Genomic DNA, 7,265 nt, shown 5'->3' on the forward strand with positions numbered 1-7,265 from the left:
AATGGCGCGCTCGGGAGGATTCGAACCTCCGACCGCCTGGTTCGTAGCCAGGTACTCTATCCAGCTGAGCTACGAGCGCGCATCGTGGGGCGCGTATTATAGGGTTGTTGAGTAAGGTGTCAACGACTTAAATACGCTTCTGCCGAAGCAGAAAGAACGTGGCGGAGAGAGAGGGATTCGAACCCTCGATAGGGGTAAACCTATACGCCCTTAGCAGGGGCGCGCCTTCAGCCACTCGGCCATCTCTCCACATCACGGCGCGCATCATACCACGTTCAGAGAATTTTCAAAGGAAAAATTCAAGAAAATTAAGGCGTTAGTAGTTACCGTTAGGGTCACCACCGTCCTTCTCGCGCTGAATGCGCTGGTAAATTTCCTCGCGGTGTACTGCAACTTCTTTAGGGGCATTCACACCGATTCGTACCTGATTTCCTTTAACACCCAAAACGGTCACAGTGACTTCGTCACCAACCATCAGTGTTTCACCAACACGGCGGGTCAAAATAAGCATAGAGGTTCTCCTCAGATTCCAGTTTCTGTATAGGGTGCTGTGACATTCGTCACCTTTGTGTCCCACTCTTCCAGTATTGACCAGATCAGCCAGTTTTAAAGCCGGGTCCTGCGCAGAGTGAGGACTATTTGTTATTAGTGGGCATTCCTTCATGGGCCGCCCACTGATAACACCAGAGCTTAGTGCTCTTCGGTCACCTCTGCATCCAGTCCGAACGCGGTATGCAGCGCACGAACAGCAAGCTCGAGGTACTTTTCCTCAATCACGACTGAAATCTTGATTTCAGAGGTCGTAATCGCAAGGATATTGATGCTTTCATCCGCCAGCGTCTTAAACATTTTGCTGGCCACACCGGCATGGGATCTCATACCTACCCCTACTAGAGACACCTTACAGATGTCATCAGTTCCGTTAACGCCTTCCGCATTGAGTTCTTCGGCCAGTTCTGTAAGTAGCTTCAGTGCTTTCTGGTAGTCGTTACGGTGCACGGTGAAGGTGAAGTCAGTTGAGCCATCTTCAGAGACGTTCTGTACGATCATATCGACTTCGATGTTCGCATCACTGACAGGAACAAGAATTCGTGACGCTACGCCCGGTACGTCAGGCACACCCTGAACTGTTACTTTTGCTTCATCACGGTTAAACGCAATACCAGAGATAACGGGTTTTTCCACGGAGCTGTTCTCCTCGGTTGTAATCAGAGTGCCGTTGCCTTCTTTGAATGAGGACAGCACACGCAAAGGAACTTTATATTTACCGGCAAATTCAACCGAGCGGATCTGCAGAACCTTTGATCCGAGGCTGGCCATTTCCAGCATTTCTTCAAACGTCACGGTTTCCATACGACGAGCAGCAGCAACCACGCGAGGGTCAGTGGTATAGACGCCATCAACGTCAGTATAGATCTGGCACTCGTCAGCATTCAGTGCCGCCGCCAGAGCCACCCCAGTGGTGTCTGAGCCACCACGACCGAGCGTCGTGATGTTGTTGTCATCATCCACCCCCTGGAAGCCAGCAACAATACAGATACCGCCGTTATCCAGAACTTCGCGCATCTTGCTGGTTTCAATATCTTCAATACGGGCTTTCATGAACGCATTGTTAGTTTTAATGCCCACCTGCCAGCCAGTAAATGAACGCGCAGTGATACCTCGCTTTTCCAGCGCCATAGCCAGAAGAGCGATCGTCACCTGCTCACCAGTGGAAACAAGAACGTCCATTTCACGGGGAGAAGGACTATCGGTAATCGCCCCGGCTAAACCGATCAGGCGATTCGTTTCACCGCTCATCGCTGAGACGGCAACTACCAGCTGGTGACCCTCATCGTGAAAAGCTTTCAGCTTATCTGCGACGGCTTCAATACGCTCCGTCGTGCCGACCGAGGTGCCGCCATATTTCTGTACGTACAACGCCATATGGGGATATCTGCGCAATTGATCAAAAGGGTCGCAATTAAACAATAAATGGGAGCACGAGAAAAGCAATCTATAGACGTTGGACGAGACTGTTCTGCCAGATACACAACAATTCGGGCCAGACGCTGTAATTAGTGCACTAAAACAAGAAAGCCCGCACGAGGGCGGGCTTCAAGACGGCAGCAGGAGAAGGATCAGAGCTTAGCAGCCGCCCACTCTTCAAAGGCTTTGAGCGCATCGGCAATACCTTCTGGTTTCTGACCACCGGCCTGCGCCATTTCTGGTTTACCACCACCACGGCCATCAACGTAAGCAGCCACTTCTTTAACGGCGTCACCCGCCTTCGCCTTACCGATCAGGTCTTTAGTCACACCGGCAAGCAGGGTCACTTTCCCGTCATTGGCAGAGGCCAGCATAATCACCGCGGACCCCAGTTTGTTCTTCAGCTGGTCCATCGTGTTACGCAGCGCGGGTACATCGGCGCCATCCAGTTCGGCGGCCAGTACTTTTACACCGTTTACATCTTTCGCCTGACCTGCCAGATCTGAACCGGCGCTGGAAGCAAGCTTGCTCTTCAGTGCATCCAGTTCTTTTTCTAACTGACGGCTACGACTGATCAACTGTTCGACCTTATCGCCCACGTTATCAGTCGACCCTTTCAGAGCACGGGCAATCGTTGTCAACGTCGCTTCTTCACGGGCGACGAAATCAAGAGCAGCCTGACCAACAACCGCCTCAATACGACGGATACCCGCAGCAATACCGCTTTCTGAACTGATCTTCAGCAGGCCGATATCGCCAGTACGCTGAGCATGTGTACCACCACAGAGTTCGATCGAGAAATCATCCATTCCCATCGACAGTACACGGACTTCATCATCGTATTTCTCACCGAAGAGAGCCATAGCGCCGGCCGCTTTCGCATCATCGATGTTCATCAAGCGCGTTGCTACCGGTGTATTCGCGCGAATGTGCGCATTCACCAGATTCTCGATCTCTGCTAATTCTTCTGGTCTGACCGCCTCAAGGTGAGAGAAGTCAAAACGCAGCTTGTCGTAGGTTACAAGAGAGCCTTTCTGTGCGACGTGCTCACCCAGTACGTTGCGCAGCGCAGCGTGTAGAAGGTGTGTTGCCGAGTGATGAATGGCTGTGGAGGCGCGTTTTTCCGCGTCCACGCTTGCGGTCAGCTGATCACCAAGAGATACCGTGCCTTCAACCAGCACACCTTGGTGCAGATGGTTTTTGCCCTCTTTGGTCGTGTCTTTTACCTGGAAGACAACACCATCCGCTTTCAGGAAACCTGTGTCTCCGGCCTGACCACCGCTTTCTGCGTAGAAGGCCGTTTCGTCAAGAACCAGGACAGCTTCGTCGCCAGCCTTCAGCTGCTCAACTTTTTCGCCGCCCACAAACAAGGCTTTCACCGTGCCGGTATTTTCCAACGACTCATAACCGAGGAAGCCGGTTTCACCGTCAAGATCCAGGCCTTGTCCGTAATCCGCAGAGAAGTTGCCAGCGGCACGGGCAGTTTCACGCTGTTTCTCCATGGCGGTATTAAAGCCGTCCTCATCAACCTTCAGATCACGCTCACGGGCCACATCCGCCGTCAGGTCGAGAGGGAAGCCATAGGTATCGTAGAGTTTGAACGCGGTCTCGCCCGGAATGGTATCGCCGCTCATATCGGCAATCGCATCGTTAAGGATCGCCATCCCCTTATCGAGTGTCTTAGCGAACTGTTCTTCTTCGATACGCAGAACTTTCTGAACGTGCTCAGACAGGTTGACCAGTTCAGGATAGGCTTCACCCATTTGCTCACACAGCGCAGGAACCAGCTTATTGAAGAAGCCCGCTGACGCACCCAGCATATGACCGTGGCGAACAGCGCGACGAATAATACGACGCAGCACATAACCACGGCCTTCATTCGATGGCAGTACGCCGTCGACAATCAGGAAGCTGGTAGAGCGGATGTGGTCAGCAATCACGCGCAGAGACTTATTCTCCGTGTCTTTGCAACCCGTCAGTTCCCCGGCAGCTTTCAGCAGTGCCTGGAAAATATCGATCTCGTAGTTGCTGTGCACGCCCTGCATAATCGCAGAAATACGTTCAAGCCCCATGCCGGTATCCACCGATGGTTTAGGCAGTGGCAGCATCTCGCCGTCGGCCTTGCGCTCGAACTGCATGAAGACGTTGTTCCAGATTTCAATAAAGCGGTCGCCGTCTTCTTCTGGCGTACCCGGAGGCCCACCCCAGATGTGCTCGCCATGGTCGTAGAAAATCTCAGTACATGGGCCGCAAGGACCTGTGTCACCCATCTGCCAGAAGTTATCCGATGCGTAACGTGCACCTTTGTTATCACCGATACGCACGATTTTATCCTCTGGAATGCCCATCTTTTTATTCCAGATATCGAACGCTTCATCGTCTTCCGCGTAAACCGTCACCATCAGCTTGTCGACGGGCAGATTCAGCCACTCTTTTGAGGTCAGGAACTCCCACGCATAACTGATCGCATCCTCTTTGAAGTAGTCGCCGAAGCTGAAATTACCCAGCATTTCAAAGAAGGTATGGTGCCGCGCCGTATAGCCCACGTTTTCCAGGTCATTGTGCTTACCCCCGGCACGAACACAGCGCTGCGAAGACGCGGCACGGGTGTAGTTGCGCACGTCGTTACCGAGGAAACAGTCTTTGAACTGCACCATTCCGGCGTTAGTGAACAGCAGCGTCGGATCGTTACCCGGCACAAGAGGGCTGGAGGCAACGATTTCGTGTCCCTTCGATGCGAAGAAGTCGAGGAACGCCTGGCGGATTTCTGAGCTTTTCATACGGTTGCGTGATTCCAAACGAGTTCAGAGATAATAAGCCTGGCAGTATAGCGGTTTGTGGGCCTGAGTCCCACAGCAAGGAATGGGTTGACTACGTTTTAAACAGGCAATAATATAACTGCATGGTTATTTTATTATAAACAGGCTAATTCTATGAACATTGATCGTCTCGTCTTTGCTATCGCCGGTTCGTTTATCCTGCTCAGCATCGCCCTATCCCAACTGCATACTGAATACTGGCTGTTCTTCACGGGTTTTGTAGGGTTAAACATGCTCCAGGCCGCCTTCACTGGCTTTTGCCCCTTGGCGAGGATTCTGAAGACATTCGGCATTAAATCTGGCTGCGCATTCAACTGAATATTTATCCTCGCAAACGATGTCGTCCCACACCGCCGAAGCTCCTCAAGCTTTGGCGGAAAACCACACGCCAAGGTAATAAAGCGTATGTATACTGGCCCTCTCTATTGGGGGTTTTATGCAACACGTTCTCATTTTTACATTATCGGTATTACTAAGCTTTCCAGTGCTGGCGACGGACTGGAAAGACTATCCAGAAGATCTTCAGCAATATGACTTTTCAGGAGATAAGCTGCAACAGCAGTGGCAGGAGCTGACGAAGCTGACACGGGTTGAGTATCCGGATGTCGACTGGATCAGATCAATGATGACCGACTATCCACGTCTCGCTCACCATATGATGGTACTGGGCTCTGATCCCGAAGCACACCCGGCCGTATTTAAAGCCATTCAGGAAAGTGACTATTCAGACCTGTCCAATGCGGTTCAGGAAGTATGGCGACTGCACTATTCAGGCCAATACGAAAAAGCGTACGAGCTGGGAATGCAGCTTGGGCCCGTCGGAGAAGTACCGGCAATCTACTCACGCCTGGTACACGCGACCCTTCTGATTGATGACCACGACGACAAAATGGAAGAATTTGAGGAAGCCGCAGCCCTATCTAACGAAGGTCTGGCTCTCGCTCCCGAATACCGCTTTGCAGAGTTCGGACTGGTCTACGCGAAAGTCCGCATGCTCGAGTTAATGAGCACAGGAGAGGCCCGCAGCTCCGGTTATATTCCTATCGCACAAGACAAACTCGATAAATTGCAGGAGTACGCCCCAGATCGCGGTGCTTACCCTCTCACACGGGGTGGGCTTGAAGCCGGCATCGTTGAACGCGTAGGCTCATTTCTGGGAAGCATTACTTACGGTGCAACAGAAAGCAGCGCGATTGAAAATTTTGAAAAAGCTCAGAAACTATTGCCGGATATGGCAATTGTTTACAACGAATACTCTGTAGGCCTGATCCGCCTCGATGAAGATGATTTCCGCAAAGAAATACGCAAGCTGCTGAACACCTGCATGAACATTGAGCCCGTAAATGCTGAAGACGCTCTCAACCAGATGCACTGTCAGCGCACGCTTAAGTCTCTGACTAAGGATTAAGAACCATGGAAAATAGTGGTGTAATCTATCTGATGATGCTGCCGGCTATGGCCGTCACTATGCTACATCTCGGCATCGGCCCTTTCGGCCATCCGAGCATGATAAAACACCACCTCGCTTTCCTGCGCGTACCGAAATTACTAAGAATAATAATTCAGGCAATCTGCATCGCCGTGCTTTTCACGGGCGCTGCACAAATGCTTGGAATGATCGACCTCACCACCTCCACAGACAATCCAGCTGATTGAGAGGAATCATGGACACTACCCACATTTACAACGGACCAATAGGCCTCGAAACCCGACACGCAGGCCCAGCCGATGGCGAGGTCGTTATTCTATTACACGGTTTCCCAGAGTGCTGGAGCACCTGGCGCCATCAGATTCCTGTGTTAGCGGAAGCCGGTTACCGTGTCTTCGTGCCTAATATGCGCGGTTATGGTCACTCATCCAAGCCAGCCGACGTAAGCGACTATCACGTCGATGAGCTGATCAAAGATGTCGATGCCATCCGCCGTTATGCCGGTGTTGAGAAAATCCATCTTGTCGGTCACGACTGGGGCGCCATGGTTGCCTGGTGGTACGCACTGAATAAACCTGAGCAGCTTGCCAGCCTGAGCATTCTGAACGTGCCCCACCCTAAGGTATTCCTGGGAACAGTGCGTAAAAGTCCGGTACAGATGCTAAAAAGCTGGTACGTGTTCTATTTTCAGATCCCGCGCCTGCCAGAATTGACGTTGCCAGTGAATAATTTCTTCTTTTTCAGAGATATTCTCAAGCGTACATCCAATAAAGGCAGCTACAGCGACGAGGACTTCAGTGAACTGCAAAAACACTGGCGTATTCCTGGAGCTATGCGAGCCATGGTCAACTACTATCGCTCAGCGTTACGTAGTCAGCCTAAGTCACCGAGAGGCGATCGGATTAAAACGCCGACTCAGATACTCTGGGGGGAACACGACCTCGCGCTAACGCTGGAAATGGCGCGAGACAGCGAAAAATTCCTCGACAATGGCTCACTGACTACTTACCCGGATGCGACACACTGGCTCGCGCACGACAAACCGGCGG

General features: G+C 51.8%; 7 protein-coding genes and 2 tRNA genes. 4 read left to right on the forward strand and 5 right to left on the reverse strand.

Annotated features, from left to right (window positions below):
- Positions 1-2 precede the first annotated feature (2 nt).
- From B2067_RS05220 to alaS, 5 genes are all read right to left on the reverse strand, one after another.
- Positions 3-79, reverse strand: a tRNA-Arg gene (locus B2067_RS05220).
- 80 nt (positions 80-159) lie between these two features.
- Positions 160-249, reverse strand: a tRNA-Ser gene (locus tag B2067_RS05225).
- Between the two features lie 67 nt (positions 250-316).
- Positions 317-511 (reverse strand): carbon storage regulator CsrA, encoded by a 195-nt coding sequence (gene csrA / locus B2067_RS05230; RefSeq protein WP_068436997.1) that lies wholly within the window; start codon positions 509-511, stop codon positions 317-319.
- A gap of 179 nt (positions 512-690) precedes the next feature.
- The gene (locus B2067_RS05235; protein WP_076515575.1) at positions 691-1,926 is read right to left on the reverse strand and encodes an aspartate kinase; all 1,236 of its coding nucleotides are present in this window, start codon (positions 1,924-1,926) and stop codon (positions 691-693) included.
- Between the two features lie 194 nt (positions 1,927-2,120).
- A complete protein-coding gene (gene alaS / locus B2067_RS05240; RefSeq protein ID WP_301387682.1) occupies positions 2,121-4,748 on the reverse strand; it encodes an alanine--tRNA ligase in 2,628 nt (875 codons plus the stop codon).
- Between the two features lie 153 nt (positions 4,749-4,901).
- On the opposite strand from alaS, the gene B2067_RS05245 reads away from it, so the two are divergent.
- The 4 genes from B2067_RS05245 to B2067_RS05260 form a co-directional block, all read left to right on the forward strand.
- Positions 4,902-5,105: a YgaP family membrane protein gene (locus tag B2067_RS05245; RefSeq protein WP_301387684.1), complete on the forward strand. Its 204-nt coding sequence runs from the start codon at positions 4,902-4,904 to the stop codon at positions 5,103-5,105.
- Positions 5,106-5,223: 118 nt separating this feature from the next.
- Positions 5,224-6,195, forward strand: coding sequence for a hypothetical protein (locus B2067_RS05250; RefSeq protein WP_301387686.1), 972 nt, complete (start codon positions 5,224-5,226; stop codon positions 6,193-6,195).
- Between the two features lie 5 nt (positions 6,196-6,200).
- The gene (locus tag B2067_RS05255) at positions 6,201-6,443 is read left to right on the forward strand and encodes a hypothetical protein (RefSeq protein ID WP_076515583.1); all 243 of its coding nucleotides are present in this window, start codon (positions 6,201-6,203) and stop codon (positions 6,441-6,443) included.
- 8 nt (positions 6,444-6,451) lie between these two features.
- Positions 6,452-7,265, forward strand: an 814-nt coding sequence (locus tag B2067_RS05260; RefSeq protein WP_301387688.1) for an alpha/beta fold hydrolase, incomplete at its 3' end; no start/stop codon positions are given.

This window comes from Thalassolituus sp. UBA2590 (assembly GCF_002339775.1).
Classification (GTDB): Bacteria; Pseudomonadota; Gammaproteobacteria; order Pseudomonadales; family Oceanobacteraceae; genus Thalassolituus.

Coding starts and splice junctions, on each gene's coding strand:
- csrA (WP_068436997.1), bottom strand. CDS start 511: ATGCTTATTTTGACCCGCCGTGTTGGTGAAACACTGATGGTTGGTGAC.
- B2067_RS05235 (WP_076515575.1), bottom strand. CDS start 1,926: ATGGCGTTGTACGTACAGAAATATGGCGGCACCTCGGTCGGCACGACG.
- alaS (WP_301387682.1), bottom strand. CDS start 4,748: ATGAAAAGCTCAGAAATCCGCCAGGCGTTCCTCGACTTCTTCGCATCG.
- B2067_RS05245 (WP_301387684.1), top strand. CDS start 4,902: ATGAACATTGATCGTCTCGTCTTTGCTATCGCCGGTTCGTTTATCCTG.
- B2067_RS05250 (WP_301387686.1), top strand. CDS start 5,224: ATGCAACACGTTCTCATTTTTACATTATCGGTATTACTAAGCTTTCCA.
- B2067_RS05255 (WP_076515583.1), top strand. CDS start 6,201: ATGGAAAATAGTGGTGTAATCTATCTGATGATGCTGCCGGCTATGGCC.